The following is a 24,885-nucleotide window of genomic DNA, read 5'->3' on the forward strand; positions in this document are numbered from 1 at the left end:
TCATAAGCGGAATCGGAAAGGCTTCCCGAAATAAGAGTCCTTCCCGGCACGTAACAGCTTTTTCATAGTCAGTCCCTTTACGGGGGACCGGTAGAAACTCGCAGGCCATATCCCTGCTATTATATGAAAAAGAAAATCAGATTCTATCTCCGTTGAATATCGAGTTTTTGACGATTACATAATCGACGTGGCGCAGTCCTTCGATATCTCTTCCTCCTGCGTAGGAGATGGCGGACTGAAGGTCCTGTTCCATTTCCGTAAGGGTGTCTTTGATGGTCCCTTTATGTTCCACGACTATTTTTTTACCTTCCACGTTTTTCTTCTCACCTTTTTGAAACTCGGAGGCGGAGCCGAAGTACTCTTTATAAAGAGTGCCGTCCACTTCTTTCGTGTCTCCGGGAGATTCTTCGTGACCGGCGAACAGAGAACCGACCATGACCATGCTTGCACCGAAGCGGATCGACTTGGCTATATCTCCGTGTGTGCGGATACCTCCGTCGGCGATCACCGGTTTCGTTGCGGCTTTTGAGCACCAGCGGACTGCAGCCAGCTGCCATCCTCCGGTACCGAAACCGGTTTTCATTTTCGTGATACAGACTTTACCGGGACCGATACCGACTTTCGTAGCGTCCGCTCCGGCATTTTCGAGTTCACGCACAGCTTCCGGTGTGCCTACGTTCCCGGCGATAACGAAAGTTTCCGGCAGTTCTTTCTTGATGTAGCGGAGCATGTTCAAAACAGCGTCCGAGTGACCGTGTGCAATATCGATCGTCATATAATCAGGGACCATGTTTTCTTTTTTCAACGTGTCAAGGAAGTCATATTCCTCATCTTTTATGCCGACACTGATCGAAGAAATGAGTCCGGCCTTTTTCATCTCCCGTACGAAATCCAGCCGTTTCTCCGGTTCGAACCGATGCATCACGTAGAAATAATTGTTTTCCGCGAGTTTCCTAGCGAGGGACTCGTCCACGATGGTCTGCATGTTGGCCGGTACGACCGGTAATCTGAACGTGTGTTTTCCGAGCGAAACGGAAGTGTCACATTCCGAACGGCTCGAAACGATACATTTCGAAGGAATGAGCTGTATATCTTCATAGTCAAAAACGTTTTCCATGATTTTTCACCTCTAAAAGCGAATATTTTTTATGTGTTTATGTTTATCATTCGGTCTATGAATAATGTAAAGGAATTTTGGATGTTTGTCAAAGTAAAAACCGAACAATATTTTAATTATAAAATAAATGTTCGGTTTTTAGCCGGAACTACTATTTTCGGAACCATAACAAAAGAACAGCACATAAGTCCTGCGCGAATTTGGATCAGACTGCCGGAATCAGTCATATCGGCTGATTTAAAGGTGGCAGGGACCGATCCGGCTCCGCAGAAGTCTATGTGCTGTTCCTGGAACATCATCGCCGTCGGCGTGAATGTTCGGTTTCTGTTTCTATACTTTCACAAAACTTTACTTAAAAACTCTCTGGTCCGTTCATGCTGGGGGTTCCCGAACAGATTCTCCGGAATGTCCTCTTCCATAATAACCCCTTCGTCCATAAAAATAACCCGGTCTCCCATCTCACGGGCGAATCCCATTTCGTGTGTAACGACGACCATGGTCATACCTTCTTTCCCCAGATCTTTCATTACTTCGAGAACGTCTCCCACCAGTTCCGGGTCGAGGGCCGAGGTCGGCTCATCAAAAAGCATGATTTTCGGGTTCATCGCAAGAGAACGGGCGATGGCTACACGCTGTTTCTGGCCCCCGGAGAGGCTCTCGGGATAAACGTCCGCTTTTTCTTCGAGGCCGACTTTCCTTAGAATCGGGATGGCTTCTTTTCTGGCCTGTTCTTTGGAAACGTTTTTGATTTTCATCGGCCCGATCGTAATATTTTCCATTACGGTCATGTGCGGGAAAAGATTGAAGTGCTGAAAGACCATTCCTACGCGCGTACGTACTTCGTTGATGTTTACGTTTTTGCCGGTAAGGTTGTCGCCTTCGATGAATACGTCCCCCGAAGTCACCTCTTCGAGCAGATTCAGACAGCGTAACAGCGTGCTTTTACCCGAACCGGATGGCCCGATGACACACACGACTTCCTGTTCCTTCACTTTCATGTCGATCCCTTTCAGCACTTCGTTTTTTCCGAAAGATTTATGCAGGTTATTCACTGTAATCATTTCACTCATACATCCAGTCTCCTTTCCACTTTACGAAGGTACAGGGCTGTCGGCACCGTGATTGCAAGGTAGAGAAGACAGACCATCGTGAGAGCTTCAAAAGCGGCGAAAGTGGTACCGTAGTATTGCTGCCCCATATACAGCAGTTCTCCCACAGCGATTACCGAGAAAAGGGATGTATCTTTCAGGCTGATAACGAACTGATTTCCAAGAGGCGGAATCATCCGTTTGAAAGCCTGGGGCCATATGATATATCTCATCGTCTGAGACCTGGTCAGACCGATGGAGCGGCCTGCTTCGCTCTGTCCTTTATCGATGGAGTAGACGGCGCCACGGACGATTTCTGCTATGTAGGCTCCGGCATTTAATGAAATCGCTATGATGGACGCACTGATTTTATCGATATTGAACCCGAGAAGGTCGGGGAGACCGAAATAAATGAACAGGATCTGGGCAAGGATCGGTGTCCCTCTGAGAGCCTCCACGTAAATAGAAGAGATCCCGTAAATGAGTTTATTTTTAGATAATCGTCCCATTCCGAAGATGGCTCCGAGAATGAATCCGAAAAACAGACCGACTCCGGTAATGATCAGAGTCCAGATCAGCCCTTCGAACAGGAAAGGCAGTACCCGTATGTAGTGAGACTCCATAAATGCTTCCATGTAAACGAACGCTCCTTCACTATGAATGGATGATTGAAATGGTAAAAATCAGGCGTAACAGAATACCGCTACGCCTGAGCTGGTTTATTCCGAGGATTCCGTGCCGTATTTACGTTCACCGAACCACTCTTCATAAATATCATCATACGTTCCATTGTCGATCAGTGTCTGAAGAGCTTCGTTGGCAGGGTCTACAAGTTCGGAATCTTTAGGGAAAGCTATACCATACTGTTCTCCCTGAAGCGTCTCGCCGACCGTTTTCAGCTCACCTTTGGCATCGTTATTTACGTAGTACTTAACGTTCGGGACGTCATACATGACTGCGTCCACCCGTCCTGCCTGCAGGTCCATGTATGCTTCCACAATACCCGGAAAAGTGACAACTTCGGCATCGGGATGGTTTTCTTTCAGGTACTGCTCACTCGTAGTACCGGAACGTGTCCCGACTTTCTTTCCTGCCAGGTCATCTTCCGATTTGATATCGCTGTTGCTTTCCTGAACGGCGATTGTAAGTCCGGCGTCATAATATGGTTCCGAAAAATCGATCGTTTCCGCACGTTCTTTGGTGATAGTCATACCGGCAATTCCGATATCATATCGTCCGGACTGCATACCGGCCACCACTCCGTCGAACTTCATGGATTCGATTTCCACTTCAAAACCGGCTTCATCGGCTACGGCGCGGATAAGATCCATATCGAAACCTTCCATTTCACCTGTATCTTCGTTCAGAAATTCAAAAGGGACGAAGTTGTTATCGGTGGCGACAGTGTATGACTCCCCGCTTTTCCCTTCATCACCGGATGATTCTTTGCTTTCGTTGGCATCGCTCTCTTCGGATGAACCACAGGCTGCAAGTAACAAGATGAAGAATGAAATAATTAAAAGACCTGACCACTTTTTCATCAATTTTCCCCCTCTTATAAGATACCTTTAATTATTGCAAACTTTAGCAATAAAGTAAATATTCTGAATAATTGAAGATTGCAGGATATACTCCCGTATAACGGGGTTCGATGAAGAAAGAGAGGGCTTTCCTTTTAAATACTCATGCTGCCGTCCCTATACGTTCCAACATGAAAAAACCGCAGAAAACAAATTGTTTTCTGCGGGCGAAACTGCTTCGATACCGGAGTTTGTTTCTATAAAAATTTACAGAGTGCCTTTAGGGCCGAAAAATTCATAATTGACCTGCTCATCAGGAATTCCCCACTCGTGCAGGGCTCCGTTCATGGCACGCATGAATCCTTCAGGACCGCAGAAGTAGAAGTCCGCTTCTTTCGGGACAACGTTTCTGAGCCAGTCGAGATCCACGTACCCGGCTTTATCGTAAGCGGCAAGCGTTTTATCCTCTTCGGAAGGTGTTTCGTAGACGACGTACGTCTGCTCACCGTCCATCTCTTCTTTTAACCCGTGGACACCGCCGTTTCTGGCAGCGTGAATGAAGTAAACGTCGCGCTCGTCCCGTGTTTTCTTGTACATACTCATGAGAGGAGTAAGGCCGACACCTCCACTAAGCAGCACGACCGGGCGGGAAGTGGACTCATTGAGGTAAAAGTCCCCGGCAGGTGCACTTATCGGCACGACATCCCCTTCCTGTACCTGGTCATGAAGCCAGGTGGAGACGAGCCCGGCAGGAATTTCTTCCGTTCCGCCTTCACGTTTGACGCTGATGCGCAGATAGTCCTTGCCCGGGGCATCGGATAAACTGTATTGTCTGCGCTGCGTATGCGGATAATCAGGGATATCCGCTTTGATACCGATGTACTGACCGGGCCGATAGGAAGGAAGAGAACCTCCGTCTTCCGGTTTCAAATAGAAAGAGGTGATTTCTTCACTTTCTTTCACTTTTTTATGGATAGTGAAAAGACGGTATCCCGTCCAGGCACTTGCTTTGTACTTCTCATCTTCGATACTGATGAAAAGGTCGGCTATCTCTCCGTAGGCGAGTTCCCAGGCGTCAATGACTTCTTCATCTACTGCGTCACCAAGAACTTCTTTGATCGCTTTAAGGAGATATTCTCCGATAATCGGATAATGTTCCGGACGAATGTTGAGGCTAACGTGTTTTTCAGCAATCGTTTCAGCGGCCGGAGCGATGGCGGAAAGATCATCAATGTGGCTGGCGGCAGCATAGACCGCGTTCGCAAGCGCACGTGGCTGCTTTCCGTCTTTCTGATGAGTCATGTTGAAATAGTTTTTCAGTTCGGGACGTTCCGTGAGCATTCTTTTATAAAAGTGGGTGGTAATGGCCTCACCGTGTTCTGCGAGCACCGGTACGGTCGCTTTCACAATTTCTCTTGTTCTTTCATCTAAACGGCTTGTTACTTGAGTAGCCATATTCTCAACCTCCAAAAGATGTATTTTTAATATACCTTTATGATAATAGTATTTAAAATGAATAACAATGGGTTTGCAGAGTCTTTTATGAATATTTTGTTAACGGAATCAAAAGCGGATATGATACCATAAGTGGTACGAGAAAAGTGAAAATGAGGAATGAAATATGAGATTAAAGAAATATACAGACTATGCTCTGCGCGTTCTTATGTTCACCGCGGTGAAAGAGGACGGGGAACTGGCCAGTAAGAAAGAGATTTCCGCAGCTTTCGGGATATCGATGAACCATCTTGCCAAAATCGTCCATGAACTTCAGAAATCGGGGTATGTGGAAACGGTGCGCGGCCGAAACGGCGGCATCCGTCTGGCCAGGCCCCCGGAGGACATCAACGTCGGGGCAGTGGTGAGGGTGATGGAAGATGACTTCAATCTGTTTGAGTGCTTCAGTTGCGATACGGATTACTGCGTCATTTCTCCCGTGTGTAAACTGAAAAGTATCACGGGGAGAGCGCTCAGAGAATTTCTGAGAGTGCTTGATGCGTACACGCTTGCGGATATCGTCGAAAACAGGCAGCAGCTTGAGGAGTTTTTAAACTAAACACAGGAATAGTTAGGTGGGAGAAGTATGAATGGTAACGACGCGATTAATGAAGCTACTGGAGAAAGAGAAGTAAAACGACTGGATTTTCGTGGCGGACCGTTCGCTGCCACGATTCCACTCGTTTTTTTCATTATATGGGCGATTACGCTCAGTGTGACAAATCTCGTCACGGAGCGGGCACTGATACTCGGTATAGTCATCGGTGTCGGGATCGGGCTGTTTTTCGTCAAGTCCAAATGGGCGGACTATGCCCAGTCGCTGATCAGTGGTATGGCGCAGCCTGTGGGTATTGTTGCCATCATCGCCTGGTTCTGGGCCGGTATGTTCGCCACTCTTCTTTCGGCCGGAGGTCTCGTGGACGGGCTTATCTGGTTCGGCTTCCAGACAGGTCTTGAAGGGGGAGGGTACGTCGTACTTACGTTTCTGCTCGCTTCTCTTTTCTCGACTGCTGTAGGTACAGGGTACGGGACGGTGGCCACGTTCGGTATCCTTATGTATCCGGCAGGGATCGTCCTCGGTGCGGACCCCGTTATTCTGCTGGCTGCTATTTTGAGCGGTGCCGTTTTCGGAGATAACCTTGCGCCGGTCTCCGATACGACCATCGTATCCGCAACGACTCAGGACGCAGACGTGCCCGGTGTTGTGCGTTCCCGTTTCAAATACTCGGTTTTTGCAGCTGTCCCGGCAGCCCTGCTGTTTTATTTTACCGGGGGAGGCGGTCAGACAGGAGATGCTGCTCTTGTCGCCGAACTGGAAAGTGAAGTGGCTGCGAGCGGTCTTCTTATGCTGATTCCGTTTGCGCTCGTTCTTTACCTGGCACTTAGCGGCCAGCATCTGATCACTTCGCTTACTTGGGGGATTCTTGCCGTCATCGTTTTCATCTTATTCATGGACGTGCCTCTTACGAGTGTACTTAACATCTATGAAAACAGTGCAGGAGATGCGGTAGTCGAAGGAGCTCTTATCGAAGGGATCAGCGGCTACTTCAATATGGCTATTCTCATACTGTTCATTATGGCATCGGCTCATCTGCTGGAAGCAGCAGGCACAATGGAGAGAATCAAAGATTTCTTTCTCGGAATCATCAAAAACGTCGTCCGGCGCGCAGAGCTTACCATGTTCGGAATTGTAGCTTTTCTCAACGTATTCATTACAATCAATACGGCGGCTGAAATTGCAGCTGCACCTTTTGTGAGAAAAATAGGAGAGGAAATGAATATCCATCCCTACCGCCGGGCTAACTTTCTGGATACTGTAACTTCGGCACTCGGCTACATATTTCCGTGGAGTGCGGGCGTGCTGCTTGCGTGGACAACGATTCAGACGGCGGCCGAAAACTACGACTACGTTACAGTCGTATCGCCGATGGAAGTATTCCCGTTCGTTTACCAGGGATGGGGGCTTCTTATCGTAATGTTCGTTGCCGGCTGGACCGGCTGGGGCCTCAGATTCAAAGGTAAAAACGGTGAGGAAGTGAAACCGGGTGATGAAAAATAATACTGCACATATAAGTGCGAGTGAGGTGTCCGACTGGTGAAGTATGTTGCCGGAGTTTTGATTATTGCTTTTCTCGTAGCGGGAGGAGTATTTGGCGCCTTTTTCCTCACTTCCGGAAACGAGATAAAGGACCCGGAAATAAGCAGAATTGTAGAAGACGACTATAATCTCGAAACGAATCGTGAACAGTCGAATGTGAAAGACAGCTATGAAAGTTTACTCACCCAGGCGGAAGACCGGCTTGCAGAACTTAAGACAGAGGTGAAAGAAGACCTGGAAGAAGAGAGTTCCTACCTTGATATGTATGAAAAATATGAGCCGGCTGCAAAAAAACTGGAAGAGAAAACGGATGAAAAATTTCAGGATCTGCACGAGCAGTTACAGCAGGCAGGGGAAGAAGAGAAAGCTTCCACACTGAAAGCACAGTATGAACGGCAAAAAGAGGAGTGGAAAAAGTCGATTGTAAAAGAAATGAAGGAGAGACTCTGAACGGCTCTCCTTCCCTGTGTTTTTCAGATGAATAATCCTGACCACAGACCGACGATTGCTGTGAGAAGGAATAATTTCTTTTGTTTTCGTGAAACATCTTTGTTGTCGTCAACATCCATACGAAGCACGATGAAAATGGCTGCGAAAGATAAAATAGCCGCTCCAGCCCCTGCTATTGGACGTTCCATAAAAATCCAAAAGGCACAGAGACTGCATAAAAGAAAATAGAGGAGGGCGGGTGCACGGCTGTACGTGTCTCCAAATTTATTTTTCATCCATACGACAGTCGTAATTTTGGGAGGTGAAGCATTCTCATCCGCAAACCGGTCCGGAATATGGTGGACCATGACCCAGGCCTGAGTAAACAGAGCTATGAGGAGGGCGTTCTGATATGCCCAGAGGGGCGGCGACTCCATAATGATCCAGGGACCTGCAAGCCCTATGAAGAACACAGCAGGAAACATGGAGAACCATTCCCCGACCAATGGATAATAGCCCAGTCTCAGCGGAGGCATGGAGTAGGTAATGGAGCTCCAGAGTCCTATCAGCAATAAAATAGCTATTTTTATGTAACCGGAGAAAAAGAGGACGATGCCTGCAGTAAGAATGACGATAATAGAAATGATGCCGATTTTGAGGAGTGTCCCGGCAGTAACGAGGTTATTCTGAATAATGCGGCTTCCTCCTGAAAGAATACCCGGGCTTTTATCATCCGTGCCGGACATACTGTCGGCATAGTCGTTCAGTACGTGTGTGAGAAACCCGTGGATAAGTAACGCTCCTGCAAGAAGTAAGAGGAGAACGAGCGTAAGCTCTCCTGCAGAATAGGAATAGTACAGATACATAGGCAGAATGGTGGCTATAATTGCTGCGAAGCTTGAAAAAAGGACGGCGATGAGTCTTACCAGAGTGAAGGCTGTCCGAAATAGCGAAGGAACATCCATCGTAAACCTCCTTTTTGCTTTATTTTACAGAGGGGAAGAAGGAATAGCAATTGAACTTCCCCATTTCCCGGGAAATATTCGTTCGAAAAGGAACGTTTACAGGTGAAGGGTAAGGGAAAACAACAGTCTAGAAGGAGTGATAGCATTATGAAGAAGAAGTTCGACCCTAAAAAACTTTATCGTGATTTCATGGGAAAGAATAGAGGAACAGTAAGAGAATACATGTCGAATCCGTCCAAGATGAAACAGCTGTTTCAAAATGCGGAAGAGAAAGCTGAGAAAAATGAAGGGTATCTTAAGGAAGCTGTAGAGAAGATCATGCTTCTGGCTTCTCTCCTCAGAGCGTACAAACGGGGAGAATACAGAGATGTATCCAACAAAACGATCGTTATGGTTGTAGTGACGCTTCTCTATTTCGTGACTCTCGTAGACGCGTGGCCGGATTTCCTTCCGCTTGGGTACGTGGATGACCTTGCTCTTCTCGGTTATACGATGAGAGTGATCAACGAAGATCTGGATGCGTTCCGTGAATGGAAGGAAGCGCAGGAACAAGAGGAAACAGCTGCCGAAAATAACTCCTGAAATACCGGGGGTTATTTTTTATAACAAAAATTCAACCTGAAAATAACGGGTAATAACTAATCATCAGTAGGAGGGGTGAAATGAAAGATAATTTCTGGACCGGGAGAGAGCACGTCATGTTTCTCGGTGCCATATTCTGTTTCTGGTTCGCAACTTACATATATGTACCGACGTTCAGCGTCTATCTGGAACGTATCGATCTTTATTACTCCGAGATAGGGATAATCCTCGGAGCATACGGAATCACTCAGGTTCTGTTCAGATGGCCGCTCGGAGTACTGCTTGAATGGATGAGCGGGAATAAGAAAAAGTGGCTTCTGCTCGGATTCATGATCGGTACCGGAAGCGGAGTCATTCTTGCTGTATCCGAAACGTTTTCCCTGATTCTTATCGGACGTCTCCTCGCCGGAGTAACGGCCTCCATGTGGGTAATGGCAACTATTATGTACGGTCAGAACTTCCCGCTATCCAAAAGTACGCAGGCGATGAGTACGATGCAGTTCATGACCGTGTTCACCCAATTCGTCAGTATGCTTCTCTGTTCTGTACTGATCAGCTGGTACGGATGGGACTTTCCATTCTGGGCCGCTTCCGTATTCAGCGTCATAGGAGCTCTCCTTTTACTGGCCGTTCCGGAAATGAAATCCGACACAGAGAGAGGCGAGCGGACATTCCGGCAGATTTTTATGAAAACGCTGGGTATGGGAGAAGTGTGGGGGATCTCCGGTCTATCGCTTTTTGCTTACGCTATCCTGTTCATCACTATTTTTGGTTTTTCTCCTCTTTATATTGTGGAACAGGGGCATTCGGAATCGGCGATTACGTGGCTCGTCGTTGCCTTCTTTCTTCCGCATATGCTCACGTCTCTTTCTCTAGCCTACATACCTCTCAGGGAAGGAAGCGGATTACGTCTGGTGTTCGGAAGTTTCCTGCTCTCTGCAGTTTTTCTGGCAGTTCTGCCCACGGCTTCGTTTGCAGGCTTCCTGCTTTTGCATGCAGGTACAGGCTTCGCGCTTGGTATGATTCTCCCCCTCCTACTTGGCCGGGCAGCTGCTTTGGGGAAGGAAGGGGACGGTATGGCAGTAATGGGAATGTTCCAGTCGCTGTACGCCATTGGCATTTTTGCAGGCCCTTACGTGTCCGGGAAGCTGGCAGAAGGGGCCGGGCTGACCGCTCCTTTTTACTTTGCCGCCGCACTCGCTGTCACGGGGGCGCTGCTTACGATGGTAATGAAGAAGTGGTTATCGTGAATTCATAAAGAGAATGCTCCGGGCTTATTTCCGCTTTTAATTTTTATCATCGCAGTTGTGACAAAGACGTGTTTTTGTTTTCTTGTTCCCCTCCATGTAATCGCTTTATTATTAAGGTAACAACAAAGGAGGAATCGAGGATGGAACAAGCAGAAAAACAGGGCGGAATCCGCGCAAAAGTACAGCGGTTCGGAAGCTTTCTCAGTGGAATGATCATGCCGAATATCGGGGCTTTCATTGCCTGGGGTCTGATTACGGCATTATTTATTGAAGACGGATTTTTACCGAATAAAGATCTGGCTTCACTTGTAGGTCCGATGATTACGTACCTGCTGCCTTTACTGATCGGTTTTACCGGAGGCCGTCTTATCCACGGCATACGGGGCGGAGTGCTCGGTGCAATTGCCACGATGGGAGTTATCGTAGGTGCACCGGAGACACCTATGTTCATGGGAGCGATGATCATCGGTCCGCTTGCCGGATTAAGCATCAAACTTATTGATGATGCGCTTGAAGGGAAAATCCGTTCCGGTTTTGAAATGCTCATCAACAATTTCACCGCCGGAATTGCCGGTGCGATATTGGCAGGATTCGGTCTGTTCCTTATCGGTCCCGTAGTGGCGGGGCTCACCACTGTTCTTGGGGCAGCGGTCGAACTCATGATTAATTGGGGAGTGCTTCCTCTCGTCAACTTATTCATTGAACCGGCAAAAATACTCTTTCTTAACAACGCGATCAACCACGGAATTTTAAGTCCGCTGGCAGTGGATCAGGCTCAGCAAACAGGGAAGTCTATTCTCTTCCTGCTTGAGACGAACCCGGGTCCCGGTCTCGGCGTTCTGCTCGCCTACATGTTTTTCGGAAAAGGAGTCTCCCGTCAGACGGCTCCGGGCGCTGCCGTTATCCACTTTTTCGGTGGTATCCATGAAATCTACTTTCCTTATATTCTTGCGAAACCGACGCTTATCCTGGCGGCTATGGCCGGTGGTGTGACCGGTACGGCGACTTATGTGGCGATGGGAGTAGGAGCGACGTCCACTCCATCCCCGGGAAGTGTGTTCGCAGTTCTCGGTCTTACTGCGAACGGTGACCATTTAGGAGTAGCTTTCGGTATTTTGACGGCGACACTTGCCTCACTGCTTGTCGCTTCGCTTATCCTTAAATTCAGTAAAGAGAAAGGAGAAGGCGATTTAAATGAAGCTACCGAAAAGATGGAAGGAATGAAAGGGAAGAAGAGCAGCGTTTCTTCCGCTATCACTTCTACCGGCGAAGAGAAGACAGAACAGGAGCCGACTGCAGCTGCAACGAGTGCCGGAGAGGTTCCGGACGTAGACAAGAAGGAAGTCGACCGCATCATTTTCGCCTGTGATGCAGGAATAGGATCCAGCGCTATGGGAGCTTCGGTATATTGAAAAAATCATAGAACGTTTCAACAATCCGGATCTTTCCGACTTCGTAGCCCGAGTGGGCAGAGGTCCGATACGGAAGCTCGGCCCGGATGACCGCCTCGTGAAACCGGCCCGGACATATATTCAAACGATGCATGAAGACCCCGTGAATCTTATAGAAACAATTATGTCTGCTCTCACCTATGAAAACAGCGAGGACCAGGAAGCTGTAAGGCTGAAAGAATTGCGGACAAGAATGGGGATGCTTGGAGCTTTCAAAGAAATAACGGGTCTGGATGACCGGGACGAACTGGTGGAAGCTATAGCGAAAAAGCTGGATTGACGTGAAAACAGCCCCGCCGGAAACCCTGGTATAGCTTCCGGTGGGGCTGTTCAGTATTTCTTCCGGAATCGTCCGGACAATGATGCAATCTGAATCATACTTTTTGTGCACTTACCTTTTCGTAAATACGTGTCATTTCGTGTGCAGACATAAATTTAGGAACCGGGTAAAGAGGATGTGCTTCCTGCAGTGATTTTTCAACCATTGCAGGGATATCCTCTTTTTTTATTTCCGGAAAAGTCTCTTCTATACTCATTTCTTCGTTCATCTTCCTGATTGATGTAATGAAAGCTTCGGCTTTTTCCCTGTCGTTCATCGAAGAAGTCGTTATGCCGGCACTGGCAGCAAGGTCTGCCAGACTTTCGTATACGGTCTCTCCGTAATACTCAAGTACGTGAGGCAAAAGAGCGGCGTTCGCTGCTCCGTGCGGCGTGCCGTAAAAACCGCCGAGTGTGTGGGCGATGGAATGCGTGTAGCCGACGTAGGCTCTGGTAAAAGCAAGACCTGCGTAATAGGCGGCCTGCTGCATGGCGAAACGCGCCTCCCTGTCGCCGGGATGATGGTAGGAGGTGAGCAGGTTTGCGAAAATAAGTCTGACCGCTTTACGGCTCAGGAGTCGGGTTTCCCTCGTGCCGCTTCCTCCGATGTAGGATTCCACCGCATGAGTGAGGGCGTCCATCCCGGTAGTCGCCGTTATTTGGGCAGGAAGGTTCAGAACGAGCTCCACATCGAGAACTGCTTTATCGGGAATGAGGGAAAGGTCGATCAAAGGATACTTCTCCCGGTGTGCCGGATTGGAAATAACGGTAGCCGCCGTCCCTTCACTCCCTGTACCTGTCGTGGTCGGTACAGCGATAAGCATAGGCGTCTTTCTTCTCACGCGGAACAGCCCTTTCATATCTTCGATTGTTTTGTCAGGACAGGCTACTTTCGCAGCTACCCCTTTGGCACAATCCATCGGGGAGCCGCCCCCGAAAGCGATGATCGCCTGACAGTGATGATAGCTGTATTCGTGCAGCGCATCTCTGATGTTATCGAGCGTCGGGTTCGGCAGGGTCCGGTCATAAACGACGTACTCAATGCCCTGCTCCCATATATTCTGGAGGAAAGCCTCCATGATTCCGGAAGTCTTTACTCCGCTGTCCGTAACGATCAGCACTCTTTCAAATCCGTCTTTCCCGAGCTGTTCGGCAAGGGACAGAACGCTTCCTTCCCCCTGATAAAGTTCCGGACGCCGCCAGGGAAGAAGACGGCTGGATGCTTTCATCGTTTTCTGGAAAGCGCGGTATGCGATTTTCTTCTGCAGACTGATCATGACTCTTCTACTGCCAGGTTGCGAAGCTTCACTTTCTGGATTTTTCCGCTTGCTGTTTTCGGAAGTTCTTCCAGGAATGTGACGGCTGTGGGACATTTGAAGTGAGCAAGTTTTTCCCGTGAAAATGAGATGATTTCATCTTCGCTCAACTCGGAACCTTCCTTACGTACGATGATCGCATGCGGCGTTTCTCCCCATTTTTCGTGAGGAAGAGCTATAACGGCCGCCTCCTGGATTTCATCGTGATCATAAAAGACACTTTCCACTTCAATGGAAGAGATGTTTTCGCCGCCGCTGATGATGATATCTTTTTTTCTGTCGGTGATGGCGATTCTTCCGTATCCGTCCACAGTACCCATATCTCCGGTGTAGAGCCACCCGTTCCGCAGCGTGCGATTCGTTTCTTCTTCGTTCTTCCAGTAGCCTTTCATTACGCCGGGTCCTTTTACAATCACTTCTCCGACTTCTTTCCCGTCTTTCGCGACTTCTTCACCTTCCTCGTCCACTACCCGCACTTTTGTACCGATCACTTCAAGTCCGGCTTTCGCTTTCGCTGCATAATAATCATCACCTTCGTACTCTTCCTCCGTAGATATATAGGAAGCGGTACTGAGCGGGGAGGATTCGGTCATGCCGTAGACCTGATAAAACTCCCAGCCGATTTCTTCTTCGATTTCTTTCACGAAAGCCTTCGGCGGAGCGGAGCCTGCAATGACCAGACGCATATTATCGGGGGTCTCGGGCTTCGTTTCATGATATTTACTGATCAGGCCGTTAAGGACCGTAGGCGCCATATGCATAACGGTAGCGTTATGTTTGTGAGCCTTTTCCAGAATCTCTTCGGGTATGACTTTTTTCTGCATGATTTGCGTAGCACCATTGGCTGTGTAGTAAAAAGGGGACCCCCAGCCGTTCACGTGGAACATCGGAAGAATATGGATAAGTTTGTCCTGATCGCTCACTCTCAAATGATGCTGGATGGAGAGAGCGTGAAGGTAGTTGTTTCTATGTGTAAGCATTACGCCTTTCGGGTTCCCGGTCGTGCCGCTCGTATAAAGAAGCGTCGCCGTATCATTCTCTTTTACATCGGCACGGGGGAAATCGGAGTCGGGAAAAGAAGCGAGCCAATTTTCATACCCCGGCATCCCGTTTTTATCCTCTTCCTCGCCATGAACGATAATATGCTCTACGGTGTCAAGCTGTTCTACAATAGGTTCGATTAAAGGCACGAGTTCATAGTCCACGAACAGCACTTTACTGCCACTGTGGTCAAGGATGAAGCGGTAGTCTTCCGGTTTCAGGCGGGTATTCAGGGAGACCATGATTCCTCCGGTCTGAAACACTCCGTAAAACCCTTCGTACATTTCAAGGGTGTTCGGAGCGAGATAAGCTACACGATCCCCCTTTTCCACGCCGAGACTCGAAAGTCCATGAGAGAGCTGCTGAACCCTTTTATATACCTCATTATATGTATGGGCATAACCATCCTGGTCGATGATAGCTTCTTTCGTACCGTAAACCGTTACGGCCCTGTCCAAAAAATCAGTAAGCAATAATTCCATATTCTGAACCCCCTTTTATATAATTACGGGAATTATACCATAAATATGTAAGCGTTTTAAATATCTGTTATAAAACACGAATACACGTTTAATTTAAAAAAGAGAGGGAATACTCGATAAAACCGAAAAACGTGGAGGGAGGTCCCTATGTTAGAAGGAGCTGGAAAGTTCGTGCGACTGGCTGGAAATGTCATTCCTAATGTAAAGAAAGCTTTGAAAAAATCGGACGACCCGGAAGAAGCGGTCGAAGAAACGCAGGAAGCAGCGAAAGAAGGCGTGCAGGAGACAGCTAAAGGGCAGTTCAAAGCATCCATCCAGGAAAAAGCTTCCGATATGAAGGAATCTCTCGAGGAACAGGTGCAGGAAAATGCGGAATATGTGGACGAAAAGAGTGACGAAGCGGAAGAAAAAATGCAGGAAGGGCTGGAGAAAGCCGGTGAAAAAGTGAAAGAAGTGAAAGAATCCGGCGAACAGCTGCAGGAGAAAATCGGCGGTTCTTCCACCAAGAAAGTAAAACACGCCGATGATTTGAAAAGCGTCAATGAAATAAAAGGAGTCAACGATATAAAAACACCGAAAGATATAAAGGGAGTACCGTATATTCCGTCCTACAACGATTGAGCAAATAGAAGGAAAATCGACGTAGTGCCTATTGTTTATTTATTGAAACATTCTGTAATGTCGTGTAGACAGCTGTTCTATTGGGAAAGGTAAGTATGAATCCAAATTTAAGGAGGAATGAAACATGGCAGTACAAAAGTCAACAGACAGTTCCAGCTTGGCCGAAGTTATCGACAGGATTTTGGATAAAGGTATCGTAATCGACGCCTATGCCCGTGTATCCGTTGTAGGTATAGAACTGATCACCATTGAAGCACGTGTGGTTATAGCAAGTGTGGATACGTGGTTGAGATATGCAGAAGCAGTAGGTCTTCTGCGTGATGAAGTGGAAGATGAAGGTGTGGAAGGTGTAGAAGAGCGCCTCAGCAGTCGCGGATCTTCGAGAATTGCTTCATCAGGCGGATCGAACGAAAAGAGTGAATTCAACGTTTAACGTGAGGAGGGCTTTCTCGTTATGAAGGCGATTAAAATCGTTAGAGAATTTTTTGAAGATGAAATCGCCCCACCACACAAGATAGTCGCCATGGAGAAACAGCAGGAAGGCGGCTATCGCGGTCTGGTGGAAGTGGTTGAAGAAAGAGAATATATGAAGAAATATGCACATGATGAAATGATAGGTCTATATGAAGTGTTCGTCGAAGATGATGAAGTATCAAGTTTTCAGCGGGTAAGCCTTCGTTACCGGACAGACCTTGAAGAGCAGTCGTCATGAAGGAGGGAGCTTCAGTGACTACCCGTCGAAAAGAAGATTATCAGGAAAGTCTCATTAAACGCTCCCTCAGATATTTGAACACGGGTTTCCCCGTACATTTCACAGGACCTCCGGGGGTCGGTAAAACGACCTCCGCTCTTCAATTGGCGAAAAAGCGGAACCGGCCGGTTATTTTCATGAGCGGTCACGAAGATCTTTCCACGAATGATCTGATAGGTTCTTTCAGCGGCTACAAACGTAATAAACTGGATGACAACTACATTCATACCGTGCGCAAAGTGGAAGAGAATGTAGAAGAGTCCTGGAAAAAAGGAAGACTTTATGAAGCTGTCGAGCAGGGGCATACGGTCATTTACGATGAATTCACCAGAACGTCACCGGCCGTGAACAACCTTTTCCTACCGGTGCTGGAAGAGAGGATTCTCCCGTTATTCGGCACCAAACGGACGGCGTCCTATATTGATGTTCACCCGAAGTTTGCGATGATTTTTACGAGTAACCCTCTGGAATACTCAGGCGTCCATCCTTCCCAGGACGCACTGAGAGACAGGATGATTACGATGCGCTTTCAGCTTATGGAAGAAGAAAGAAAGCACCAGGTTCTGGCTTCCGAAACATCGCTTAAGGATAAGGATATCAGCATGATTCTTTCCATCGTATCCCGCGCGGAAGAGAAAAAGAATGAACAGGGCGGCAGTGTGCGCCTGCCACTCATGATAGCCAAAGTCGCCGATCGTTACCAGATGAAAGTGTCAGGGGACAACCCTAACTTCCGTGAAGTATGCTATGACATTTTGTGGCATCATGAGGATGATATGAGCGACGAAGAGTTTGAAGAACTGTTCAGTAAATAGGGGGAATATGACGTGAAAGAGGAAAATGGCATTTACCTTTTTGGTATCATCCGGTCGGAAGAGAAGGAATCTTTCGGCCCGGTTACGTTTGATGAAGAAATGACAGAAACGTATACGTTGCAATTCAAAGAAGCCGCTGCAGTAGTGGCGCCGGTATCAAAACGTATTTTTACACCGAACCGTAAAAATCTTACTGCCCATCAGGGCGTGATTTCAGGCATGATGGAAAGAGAGTTTGATGTCGTACCGGTCAGTTTCGGCAATGTGTTCCGCTCCGAAGAAGATGTTAATGCTCTTCTTGAGAATCTGCATCCGGAACTTGTGAAATTGTTCCCGGAAGTGCATGGAAAAATAGAAGTCGGACTGAAAGTCACCGCGAAGAAGGAGTGGCTGGAGGAATTGACTTCCGGAAATGAAACGCTGACTGCCCAGAAGAAACGGGTGGATGCAAAATCCAAGGAAGCCGGCTACTTTGACCGGATGAAACTTGGTGAAATGGCTGCGAATCTCGTAAAAGAAAAACGGGAGGAAGTGGAAACGGATATCCATTCCAAACTGGAATCTGAAGCGGTTTCGGCTAAATCGAATGAACCTTCCGGAGAAAAGATGCTGCTGAACGGTGCTTACCTGATAGAAAAAGAGAAAGAGGAAACATTCGACGAAGCAGTGAATGAACTTCATGAACGTTGGAAAGATAAAGTGGACTTCCATTACACAGGACCATGGCCTGCATATAACTTCATTAATATGAAATTAAAGGTGGAGAATTAAACATGATTCATAAACTTGCTACTGCCCCGCTGAATCTCGTCGTGAAAGTCGGAGAGAAAGTGAAAGAGGAAGTGGACAAGGAACTGTATGACCTGGAAACGATTCAGCAGAAGCTTGTGCAGCTTCAAATGATGTACGAGCTTGGTGAAGTGGATGAGAAGGTATTCGAAGAGCAGGAAGCAGTTCTGCTCGCAAGGTATGAACAGGCGAAACGTATGGAACTCGAAGAAATAGATGAAATGATGGACTCGTAGGGGGAAGACTTATGGGAAAACTAGTATATTTGTATGGAATTATACCGGAAGGACACGACATCAATGAACTTTGGAATCCCGAGAAATCGGCTATAGAGGGGGAAGACCTCCCATACGTCGAAGATTTCGGGGGATTAGCGGCTGTTGTTACGAAAGTGAGCGAAGATGAATTTGGAGAGACAGCGATGGAGGAGAACTCCAACAACACAGCCTGGATACAGGAAAAAGCTTTTCATCATCACGAAGCTCTTCTTGAACTTCAACGTCATACCACCGTCCTTCCGATGAAGTTCGGCACTATTTTTGAATCTGTAGAAAGTCTTAAACAGATGATTGAAGAAAAAGAAGAACACCTCCAACACACCCTCCAAACACTTGAAGGAAAAGAAGAGTGGAATGTGAAAGCTTATATTAATCCGAAAACGTTTTATGAGCGGGTGGCGGAAGCGAATGAAAACGTGAAAGCCAAGCGTGAGGAAATAGAACAGATGAGTAAAGGGCGCCAGTACCTTGAGAAGAAGAAGCTCGATAAATTCATCGAAGAAGAAATGTTCAAGGACCAGGAGAAGAAAGCCGAAGAAATGTACGACAGATTAGCAGGATACAGTGAAGATTCGGAAAGGAAGAAGAACTGGAAGAAAGATGTAACGGGAAGGGAAGACGAAATGGCTCTGAATTCCGCCTTCCTGGTGGTTAGTGAGGATCTGGAAAGCTTTCTCGATCAAATCAGGGAAATGGAGAAAGAAAAAGAAGAAGACGGCTGGCTGATTGAAGCGACCGGACCGTGGCCGGCTTACCACTTTGCCACTATGGAAGAGTAAGGAGGAGAGCATATGGCGGTTAGTGATCCCTATGAAAATAAAGACATTGCGCTTATAGACATACTGGATACCGTTCTGTATAAAGGCGTCGCTATCCAGGGGGACCTGGTCATCTCTATCGCCGGGATCGATCTTGTCTATGTAGACTTAAAAATATTGATTGCTGCTGTAGAAACTCTTGCTGAAGCCAGAGAGAGAGAAATAGCTTCTATTAAATTTGATGAAGAGAGGGAGGCGTTAGAACGTGCCACAGAAGACTAACGTACCGGAGAGCGCTAAGGTACCGGAAAAAAGTGGGAAAATTGAACTGGATCCGGCCGGCGCCGAAGAAGGACTCGCGCAGCTTGTGCTTACGGTGATTGAACTTCTCAGGGATCTCGTAGAACGTCAGGCCATCCGAAGAGTGGAAGGCGGAAGACTCACAGAAGAGCAGGAAGAGGAATTAGGCATAGCCCTGATGAATCTGGAGACGAAAATGGACGAGCTGAAGGAAGTCTTCAATCTTACCGATGAAGATCTTAACCTCGACCTCGGACCGCTCGGCAAACTTATGTAAACACGTCTCATCTGATAATGAAGAAGGAGGAAATCGTATGCCTATAGAACAGTCAACCAGATCCGACAGTATCGTCGATGTGCTGGAACTCGTACTGGATAAAGGTGTGGTCATTGCCGGGGATATCAGGGTCAACATCGCTGACGTGGAGCTTCTTACCATAAAGATCCGTCTGATTGTCGCCTCCGTCGATAAGGCAAAAGAAATCGGAATGGACTGGTGGGAAAGCGACCCGTTCCTGAATTCGCAGGCAGCCAGAAAAGAAGTGGAAGATGAGAACAGGGAGCTGAAAGAAAGACTGGAAAAACTGGAGAACAGTATGGCCAGTGACCGTACACAGATAGGGGAGGATAACAAATGAGTAATGAAAATAAAAAAAGCTCCAGTAAAATGTTAAGAGCTATTGTCGGGGGCACGCTCGGTGCCCTCGTCGGATGGATTTTCAAACCGGACGTCAGTGACAAATCCGGGGAAGAGGAAGCCGATCAGAAAAAAGAGCAGTCGAAACAAAAAGGGTCAAAAGATAAGAAAGAACCCGCAAAAGAATCGAAAAAGAACGAAAAGCAGGATGACAGCAGCAAGGAAGAAAATGAGGATAAAGATGTCCGTAAGCGGGATAAGGTGAAAGAAAAGCTTAAAATCAGCAAAGATGACAACGATGATGAAGATGAATCAGAAGAGGACTCCGGAGAAGACTCTGACAGGAAAGAGACTCGTAAAAGAGATAAAGTCAAAGACAAACTGACCCGGAACAGGAAGAATGACGAAGAAGAGGACGAAGAGGAAGAGGAAGAAAGCAGCACCCGTAAGCGGGACAAACTGAAAGATAAACTCAAAGGAAATAAACAAGAGAAGAACGAACAGAAAGACCAGGAAGAAAAAAATGAAGACGACGAAGAAAACGAAACCAGTTCTGATGAATCGGAAGAGGATGAGTCTGGCAGCAGCAAGTCTTCCCGAAACCAGAAAAATAGGAACGGCAAACAGGATAATAGCAGCAATTCTGCGGATTCTGTCGACTCCGATGAGTCTGATGAAAGTGATGCAGGCCAGTCGGGGAAAAAGAAAACTTCTTCAGATAAGAAGAATGAGAGCAGCAAGAAGGGCAGCAAAGCCAAAAAAGAAAGCAAGAACAGTAAAGATGAGCAAGACAAAGATGACGAGGATTCCTCCGTCGTCAAACGTGTAGAACCTTCTTCCAACAAGCAGAATACTGTGAAGAAAAGCTCGGGCAGTAAAAAGAAAACGGTGAATCAGGAAAATGCAGTACACCCTTCTTCTGAAGAGGAATCCTGAGAGGAGGACTAAGAATGGATGATATTTTAGAAACGTACGTTAAATCTGCGAATGAAGAAGATTTTACGGTCGATCTGACCCTTCAGGTGAAAGGGGCGTTAGTGACAGGCACTCTTACGTCTGCCCACGATTATCTGAATGCCACTTCCCACCTGCTGGAAAACGGCGGGGAAGCGTCACAGAAAATCAGTGAGCAGTTTGAGAAAGCTGCAGAATCGACGAAAGAACAAAAACATGAGCACTATTCTTTCATTCATCTGAAAGACGCCAAAGTGTTCATCTCCGATACTCCGACCCCGGAAGAGGGCGGCGTTTACTGGAGAGGTACTCTTGAACAGGTGGACGGGTATTTTCTCGGTAAAATAGAAGTCGAAGAATAACAAAACTGCCTTTTAACTAAGGCAGTTTTGTTATGTCCTGTGTTATTATTAAAAAGAGAAGGAGGGCGTTATATGAAGGCTGTCGCACTGGATATGGACGGAACGATTCTGAATGATGAACACATCATTACCGATGAGCTCCTTTCCCTTGTTTCATCTTTACAGGAGAAAGGCTACTATATTTTTCTTGCCACCGGCCGCACACTCAGTGATGTGCAGGAAGTTCTGGCTAAAGACATGAGGCCTGATGGAATCGCCGCTGCCAACGGAATGGTGGCTGTAGCCGGAGAAACGATACTTGCAGACGAAACGCTCGATGAAGAGATCGTCCGGAAGCTGATTGAAGAAAATCGTAAACACCGATTGTATTATGAAATACATACAAAAGACGGAAGACGGATCTCTTTTAAAGAAGATGAAATATCCCTCGTAGAAGAACTGGAGGGGCCGAAAGCCGAAACAGTCCGTGAGCACGAGTGGAATTCACGTCAGAAAGTATGGAAAGAACATCTCCAACTTGAAGAGGATCCCGATTTGAAGGAAGTAGTGAAAGTCTACTTCTTTACGAATGATCAGGAAAAACTGGAGAACTGGGAAGTCAGTCTGGGCGGAAACAAGGCCCCTTTCATAACTTCATCGTCCTCTGAACATAATGTGGAAGTGATGAAGGAAGGTATCAGTAAAGGTTCGGCACTTGAATTGCTGCTTGATTATTACAGCATCGCTCCGGAAGAGCTGATTGCAATCGGGGACGGCGGGAACGACATTCCGATGCTTGAGCTGGCAGGGAGACCGGTAGTGATGAGTAACGCCCCCGAGGAGCTGAAAGATCAGTTCCCGGAAGTGACCGACTATCCGAATACCGAAAATGGAGTGTATAAATTTTTGAAAGAAGCGCTGGAAGAGAAAGAATAGTTTCCGGATTAATCGATAATAGGAGAGAGTCAGATGACTACAATTAATGATATAGCCAAGTTGGCAGGTGTCTCCCGGACGACCGTGTCCCGTTTTCTGAATAACAGCGGCTATGTCGGCCAGGAAGCCAGTGAAAGAATTGCACAGGTCATTAATGAAACCGGGTATATGCCTAGTCAGTCCGCCCAAACGCTCCGCACGAAAAAGACGGGAGTCATCGGCATTATTCTGCCGAAAATCAGTACGGAAACATCAAGCCGTGTCGTATCAGGTATCAATAAAGTTATGAAGCGGGAAGGCATGCAGATTCTGCTGACGGATACGGAACTGGATCCGGATAAAGAAATTGAATATCTGCGCCTGCTCAAAAGCAGGCAGGCGGACGGGATCATCCTTCTGGCTACTAACATCGGGGAGCGGCTTCAGCAGGAAATAGAAGCCTTTCCCATCCCCGTGGTGGCCCTTGGCCAAAATATCCCGGGGGTACCGTCGCTCACGTATGCGGATTATGATGCTTCCTCAGACATTATGCAGCTCCTTATCGGGAAAGGGCACAGGAAAATCGGCTTTATCGGTGTCTCCGAAACGGATCCTGCCGTCGGAAAGTTGAGGCAGAGCGCCTACACGGAGGCCATGAAGAGACAGAACCTGGAAGTGAAAGAGAGTTGGATGGCGGAAGGAGATTTCAGCATAGATTCAGGCTACGAAGCTATGAAACGGATCATTACCGGCAACCGTTCCGATCCTCCGGACGCTGTCTTCTGCGTCACGGATCGGATGGCGACAGGAGCAATGGAATATTTGAAAGAGCAGGGTTTCTCTATCCCTGGTGACGTAGCCGTAGCGGGGATTGGTGATGCCGTTATGGCCAGGTACATCACTCCTTCCTTAACTACAGTGAATTATTACAACGAAGAAGCCGGGGAAGCAGTCGGGGAGATGCTGCTTGAGACGATGGCCGGAATTAAGCACAGCAAAAAAATGATGCACAAGTATAGACTTATAAAAAGAGATAGTGTATAGTGAAAAATATCAACGATGTGTAATCGATTACACATCTTCTTTTTTAACAAAGTGTGAAAGCGCTGTTTTTATTTATATGTGGAATCGTTCACACAATTTGAGGAGGGTTACAATTGTCCAGTAATGAAGAGATTGCTAAACAAGTCGTCAAAGCAGTCGGAGGAGAAGAGAATATCCAGTCGATCGCTCACTGTGCCACACGTCTGCGGGTCATGGTACACGATCATGAAAAAGTGGACGTAGACGGGGTAGAGGATATAGACAAAGTAAAGGGCGCCTTTTATAACTCGGGGCAGTACCAGATTATATTTGGCACGGGGACAGTGAACAGAATCTACGAAGAAGTGACGAATCAGGGAGTAACCGGAACGACTAAGTCCGAAATGAAAGAAGAAAGCAAACAGCAGGGGAATCGATTCCAGAGAGCAATCCGTACTTTCGGTGACGTTTTCGTACCGATCATTCCCGTGCTGGTTGCTACAGGACTGTTTATGGGTGTCCGTGGGCTGGTGACACAGGAGCAGATACTCACTCTTTTCGGTATGGCCCCGGAAAATATCTCGGAAAACTTTATTTTGTTCACTCAGGTACTGACGGATACTGCTTTCGTATTTCTGCCTGCACTTGTCGCATGGTCGACATTCCGGGTATTCGGAGGGACGCCGGTGCTCGGGCTGGTGCTCGGACTGATGCTCGTCTCCCCGTCGCTTCCGAACGCGTGGGAAGTGGCCGGCGGTACGGCTGAACCTCTGCAGTTTTTAGGCTTTATTCCCGTAATCGGGTATCAGGGTTCTGTCCTGCCCGCTTTTTTCGCAGGGATTGTGGGTGCGAAAGTGGAGAAGTTTTTCCGGAAACGCGTCCCGGAAGCGCTCGATTTAATCGTAACTCCGTTTCTGGTTCTGCTCATTATGATTACGCTGTCTCTGTTTGCCCTGGGTCCAATCCTTCATATAGTAGAAGGCTGGATTTTCGACGGAACGAGAACACTGCTTGAACTGCCGTTCGGTCTGAGCGGACTGATCATCGGTTTCTTTAACCAGATCATAGTCATAACCGGGGTGCATCACATATTCAATTTCCTTGAAATTCAACTGCTGGAGAATCTCGGATACAATCCGTTTAACCCTATTGTAACGGCAGCTATGGCCGCTCAGGGGGGCGCAGCACTTGCAGTAGGTGTGAAAACGAAGAAAGCTAAGATGAAAGCTCTTGCTTACCCGTCCACCCTTTCCGCTTTTCTCGGAATTACCGAACCGGCGATTTTCGGTGTAAACCTCCGCTACGGTAAGCCGTTCATTATGGGATTGATTGGAGGAGGTGCCGGCGGATTCCTGGCTTCGATTCTCGGCCTTAAAGCCACCGGAATGGCAATCACCGTTATACCCGGGGCGCTGCTGTATCTGAACGAACAGATCATCTGGTACATCGTAGTGAACCTGGTCGGTATCACCGTAGCCTTCGTCCTCACATATTTGTTCGGTTTCGATGAGAAAATGGAAGAGAATATGTAAGAGGAAAGCCGGTTACCTCC

At 47.5% G+C, this 24,885-nt stretch carries 30 protein-coding genes and 1 riboswitch; of the genes, 22 read left to right on the plus strand and 8 right to left on the minus strand.

Annotation, left to right across the window (positions count from 1 at the left end; translation table 11 throughout):
• Positions 1 to 45: 45 nt before the first annotated feature.
• A riboswitch (purine riboswitch) is annotated at positions 46 to 147 on the minus strand.
• The 5 genes from guaC to hmpA form a co-directional block, all read right to left on the minus strand.
• Positions 137 to 1,117, minus strand: coding sequence for a GMP reductase (gene guaC / locus AAV35_RS02925; RefSeq protein WP_008586873.1), 981 nt, complete (start codon positions 1,115 to 1,117; stop codon positions 137 to 139). (Overlaps the previous riboswitch by 11 nt.)
• Positions 1,118 to 1,455: 338 nt before the next feature.
• Positions 1,456 to 2,178, minus strand: coding sequence for an amino acid ABC transporter ATP-binding protein (locus AAV35_RS02930; protein ID WP_008586875.1), 723 nt, complete (start codon positions 2,176 to 2,178; stop codon positions 1,456 to 1,458).
• A gap of 5 nt (positions 2,179 to 2,183) precedes the next feature.
• Complete coding sequence (locus AAV35_RS02935; protein ID WP_008586877.1) at positions 2,184 to 2,840, minus strand: amino acid ABC transporter permease; 657 nt, start codon at positions 2,838 to 2,840, stop codon at positions 2,184 to 2,186.
• An 84-nt stretch (positions 2,841 to 2,924) separates the two neighbouring features.
• Positions 2,925 to 3,746, minus strand: a complete 822-nt coding sequence (locus AAV35_RS02940) for a glutamine ABC transporter substrate-binding protein (protein WP_008586879.1) — start codon at positions 3,744 to 3,746, stop codon at positions 2,925 to 2,927.
• 246 nt (positions 3,747 to 3,992) lie between these two features.
• The gene (gene hmpA / locus AAV35_RS02945; RefSeq protein ID WP_008586881.1) at positions 3,993 to 5,180 is read right to left on the minus strand and encodes an NO-inducible flavohemoprotein; all 1,188 of its coding nucleotides are present in this window, start codon (positions 5,178 to 5,180) and stop codon (positions 3,993 to 3,995) included.
• Positions 5,181 to 5,346: 166 nt separating this feature from the next.
• Here hmpA and AAV35_RS02950 point away from each other — a divergent pair, with 166 nt between their 5' ends.
• The 3 genes from AAV35_RS02950 to AAV35_RS02960 are packed head-to-tail and all read left to right on the plus strand — an operon-like array spanning position 5,347 to position 7,767.
• Complete coding sequence (locus AAV35_RS02950) at positions 5,347 to 5,778, plus strand: RrF2 family transcriptional regulator (RefSeq protein ID WP_008586883.1); 432 nt, start codon at positions 5,347 to 5,349, stop codon at positions 5,776 to 5,778.
• 27 nt (positions 5,779 to 5,805) lie between these two features.
• On the plus strand, positions 5,806 to 7,278 hold the full coding sequence (locus AAV35_RS02955; protein ID WP_008586885.1) for a Na+/H+ antiporter NhaC family protein: 1,473 nt from the start codon (positions 5,806 to 5,808) through the stop codon (positions 7,276 to 7,278).
• A gap of 36 nt (positions 7,279 to 7,314) precedes the next feature.
• Positions 7,315 to 7,767 (plus strand): hypothetical protein, encoded by a 453-nt coding sequence (locus AAV35_RS02960; RefSeq protein WP_008586887.1) that lies wholly within the window; start codon positions 7,315 to 7,317, stop codon positions 7,765 to 7,767.
• A gap of 23 nt (positions 7,768 to 7,790) precedes the next feature.
• Here the strand turns inward: AAV35_RS02960 and AAV35_RS02965 are convergent, their stop codons facing one another.
• Complete coding sequence (locus AAV35_RS02965; protein WP_008586889.1) at positions 7,791 to 8,711, minus strand: prenyltransferase; 921 nt, start codon at positions 8,709 to 8,711, stop codon at positions 7,791 to 7,793.
• A gap of 147 nt (positions 8,712 to 8,858) precedes the next feature.
• Here AAV35_RS02965 and AAV35_RS02970 point away from each other — a divergent pair, with 147 nt between their 5' ends.
• The 4 genes from AAV35_RS02970 to AAV35_RS02985 all read left to right on the plus strand — a co-directional run bounded on the left by AAV35_RS02970 (position 8,859) and on the right by AAV35_RS02985 (position 12,274).
• A complete protein-coding gene (locus AAV35_RS02970; protein WP_008586891.1) occupies positions 8,859 to 9,293 on the plus strand; it encodes a YkvA family protein in 435 nt (144 codons plus the stop codon).
• Positions 9,294 to 9,373: 80 nt separating this feature from the next.
• Entirely contained in the window at positions 9,374 to 10,543 is a 1,170-nt protein-coding gene (locus AAV35_RS02975; RefSeq protein ID WP_008586895.1) for an MFS transporter, read from the plus strand.
• 140 nt (positions 10,544 to 10,683) lie between these two features.
• A complete protein-coding gene (locus AAV35_RS02980; protein ID WP_008586900.1) occupies positions 10,684 to 11,955 on the plus strand; it encodes a PTS mannitol transporter subunit IIBC in 1,272 nt (423 codons plus the stop codon).
• A gap of 7 nt (positions 11,956 to 11,962) precedes the next feature.
• Positions 11,963 to 12,274: a mannitol dehydrogenase family protein gene (locus tag AAV35_RS02985; protein WP_237757015.1), complete on the plus strand. Its 312-nt coding sequence runs from the start codon at positions 11,963 to 11,965 to the stop codon at positions 12,272 to 12,274.
• Between the two features lie 94 nt (positions 12,275 to 12,368).
• On the opposite strand, the gene AAV35_RS02990 is transcribed toward AAV35_RS02985, so the two are convergent.
• Both AAV35_RS02990 and AAV35_RS02995 read right to left on the minus strand, forming a co-directional pair.
• Positions 12,369 to 13,589 carry an iron-containing alcohol dehydrogenase gene (locus tag AAV35_RS02990; protein WP_008586904.1) on the minus strand — a complete coding sequence of 407 codons (1,221 nt, stop codon included), beginning with the start codon at positions 13,587 to 13,589 and terminating at the stop codon, positions 12,369 to 12,371.
• Positions 13,586 to 15,151 carry a long-chain-fatty-acid--CoA ligase gene (locus AAV35_RS02995; RefSeq protein WP_008586906.1) on the minus strand — a complete coding sequence of 522 codons (1,566 nt, stop codon included), beginning with the start codon at positions 15,149 to 15,151 and terminating at the stop codon, positions 13,586 to 13,588. The genes AAV35_RS02990 and AAV35_RS02995 overlap by 4 nt, the downstream gene beginning before the upstream one ends.
• Before the next feature lie 147 nt (positions 15,152 to 15,298).
• On the opposite strand from AAV35_RS02995, the gene gvpQ reads away from it, so the two are divergent.
• From gvpQ to AAV35_RS03070, 15 genes are all read left to right on the plus strand, one after another.
• Positions 15,299 to 15,772, plus strand: a complete 474-nt coding sequence (gene gvpQ / locus AAV35_RS03000) for a gas vesicle protein GvpQ (RefSeq protein ID WP_008586909.1) — start codon at positions 15,299 to 15,301, stop codon at positions 15,770 to 15,772.
• A gap of 124 nt (positions 15,773 to 15,896) precedes the next feature.
• Positions 15,897 to 16,205 carry a gas vesicle structural protein GvpA gene (gene gvpA, locus AAV35_RS03005; protein ID WP_008586911.1) on the plus strand — a complete coding sequence of 103 codons (309 nt, stop codon included), beginning with the start codon at positions 15,897 to 15,899 and terminating at the stop codon, positions 16,203 to 16,205.
• 21 nt (positions 16,206 to 16,226) lie between these two features.
• Positions 16,227 to 16,484, plus strand: a complete 258-nt coding sequence (locus AAV35_RS03010) for a gas vesicle protein GvpR (RefSeq protein WP_008586912.1) — start codon at positions 16,227 to 16,229, stop codon at positions 16,482 to 16,484.
• Positions 16,485 to 16,498: 14 nt separating this feature from the next.
• Positions 16,499 to 17,338 carry a gas vesicle protein GvpN gene (gvpN, locus tag AAV35_RS03015; RefSeq protein WP_008586915.1) on the plus strand — a complete coding sequence of 280 codons (840 nt, stop codon included), beginning with the start codon at positions 16,499 to 16,501 and terminating at the stop codon, positions 17,336 to 17,338.
• A 12-nt stretch (positions 17,339 to 17,350) separates the two neighbouring features.
• On the plus strand, positions 17,351 to 18,109 hold the full coding sequence (locus AAV35_RS03020; protein ID WP_008586916.1) for a GvpL/GvpF family gas vesicle protein: 759 nt from the start codon (positions 17,351 to 17,353) through the stop codon (positions 18,107 to 18,109).
• A gap of 2 nt (positions 18,110 to 18,111) precedes the next feature.
• The gene (locus AAV35_RS03025; RefSeq protein WP_008586919.1) at positions 18,112 to 18,363 is read left to right on the plus strand and encodes a gas vesicle protein GvpG; all 252 of its coding nucleotides are present in this window, start codon (positions 18,112 to 18,114) and stop codon (positions 18,361 to 18,363) included.
• Positions 18,364 to 18,374: 11 nt separating this feature from the next.
• Positions 18,375 to 19,184: a GvpL/GvpF family gas vesicle protein gene (locus AAV35_RS03030; protein WP_008586921.1), complete on the plus strand. Its 810-nt coding sequence runs from the start codon at positions 18,375 to 18,377 to the stop codon at positions 19,182 to 19,184.
• A 12-nt stretch (positions 19,185 to 19,196) separates the two neighbouring features.
• Complete coding sequence (locus AAV35_RS03035) at positions 19,197 to 19,445, plus strand: gas vesicle protein (protein ID WP_008586924.1); 249 nt, start codon at positions 19,197 to 19,199, stop codon at positions 19,443 to 19,445.
• Positions 19,429 to 19,740, plus strand: a complete 312-nt coding sequence (locus tag AAV35_RS03040) for a gas vesicle protein K (RefSeq protein ID WP_008586926.1) — start codon at positions 19,429 to 19,431, stop codon at positions 19,738 to 19,740. Before AAV35_RS03035 ends, AAV35_RS03040 begins: the two co-directional genes overlap by 17 nt.
• 37 nt (positions 19,741 to 19,777) lie before the next feature.
• Positions 19,778 to 20,101 (plus strand): gas vesicle protein, encoded by a 324-nt coding sequence (locus AAV35_RS03045; RefSeq protein ID WP_008586928.1) that lies wholly within the window; start codon positions 19,778 to 19,780, stop codon positions 20,099 to 20,101.
• The gene (locus AAV35_RS03050) at positions 20,098 to 21,036 is read left to right on the plus strand and encodes a hypothetical protein (protein WP_008586930.1); all 939 of its coding nucleotides are present in this window, start codon (positions 20,098 to 20,100) and stop codon (positions 21,034 to 21,036) included. The genes AAV35_RS03045 and AAV35_RS03050 overlap by 4 nt, the downstream gene beginning before the upstream one ends.
• Before the next feature lie 14 nt (positions 21,037 to 21,050).
• Complete coding sequence (gene gvpU / locus AAV35_RS03055; RefSeq protein ID WP_008586931.1) at positions 21,051 to 21,416, plus strand: gas vesicle accessory protein GvpU; 366 nt, start codon at positions 21,051 to 21,053, stop codon at positions 21,414 to 21,416.
• Positions 21,417 to 21,488: 72 nt separating this feature from the next.
• Entirely contained in the window at positions 21,489 to 22,331 is an 843-nt protein-coding gene (locus tag AAV35_RS03060) for a Cof-type HAD-IIB family hydrolase (protein WP_008586934.1), read from the plus strand.
• A gap of 33 nt (positions 22,332 to 22,364) precedes the next feature.
• Positions 22,365 to 23,354, plus strand: a complete 990-nt coding sequence (locus AAV35_RS03065; protein WP_008586935.1) for a LacI family DNA-binding transcriptional regulator — start codon at positions 22,365 to 22,367, stop codon at positions 23,352 to 23,354.
• Between the two features lie 113 nt (positions 23,355 to 23,467).
• Complete coding sequence (locus AAV35_RS03070) at positions 23,468 to 24,865, plus strand: sucrose-specific PTS transporter subunit IIBC (RefSeq protein WP_008586937.1); 1,398 nt, start codon at positions 23,468 to 23,470, stop codon at positions 24,863 to 24,865.
• The last annotated feature ends 20 nt before the right edge of the window (positions 24,866 to 24,885 follow it).

Source organism: Salimicrobium jeotgali, assembly GCF_001685435.2.
GTDB classification, from domain to species: Bacteria; Bacillota; Bacilli; order Bacillales; family Halobacillaceae; genus Salimicrobium; species Salimicrobium album.